The organism is Streptomyces sp. KR55, assembly GCF_052245645.1.
GTDB classification, from domain to species: Bacteria; Actinomycetota; Actinomycetes; order Streptomycetales; family Streptomycetaceae; genus Streptomyces; species Streptomyces flavusporus.
Genome location: NZ_JBQQCE010000998.1, coordinates 1 through 681 on the forward strand (window position 1 = coordinate 1; position 681 = coordinate 681).

At 66.4% G+C, this 681-nt stretch carries 1 protein-coding gene; it reads left to right on the plus strand.

What is annotated here, in order from left to right; all coding sequences use genetic code 11:
- Positions 1–156: 156 nt before the first annotated feature.
- Entirely contained in the window at positions 157–510 is a 354-nt protein-coding gene (locus tag ACTWQJ_RS52005; protein ID WP_443313300.1) for a MazG-like family protein, read from the plus strand.
- Positions 511–681: the final 171 nt, after the last annotated feature.

Genomic DNA, 681 nt, shown 5'->3' on the forward strand with positions numbered 1-681 from the left:
GGGCTGGACCGTGCACCAGCTTGGCCGGCCCGTGCAGCTCCCCACCACCTGACCAACCCGGCTCCCCGCCGAGCGACAGAACCTCAAGACCTCTGCTTGGGAGTCGGCACTGCCAGCGTGGACAGTCCGCGCTGGTCTACCGCCAAGGAGGCGAGAGTGAACCTCGAGACCATCGACGAGATGTGGGACACCGTTGAGGCACTGTCGGGCGTCTGCCGCGAGGCGGGGAGCCACCTGCCGGAGGAAGAACTCAAGGCGCTGCAGGTCGGCAAGGCCGCCGAGGAGGCTGGTGAGGCGATGCACGCCCTTCACGGCCTCAAGGGACTGACGACCTGCGACGACAATCACAACTGGGACGAGGTCAGCAACGACCTGGTCGGCTGCGTCCTCGCCTCGATGATCGCCCTGCACTACATCAACGGAGACAAGGCCCGCGACGTGTTCGGTGAGGTCTTCCACCGCCGCACCCGCCGCGGCCGCGAAGCGATGGCGGCGGCTTCTGAAGCCTGACGCCCTGAACTGACCTCTCCCCAATGCTGTGCCCCGGGTCTGGTACGGCGAATTCCAGGGGTCGTTGCAACACAGTGATCAACTGGCTGTGGTCAGGAGCTTAGCGAGGCGCTCGGCTGGGGTTTCCCAGCCGAGCGTTTTGCGTGGGCGGCTGTTGAGTTCGGCGGCGAC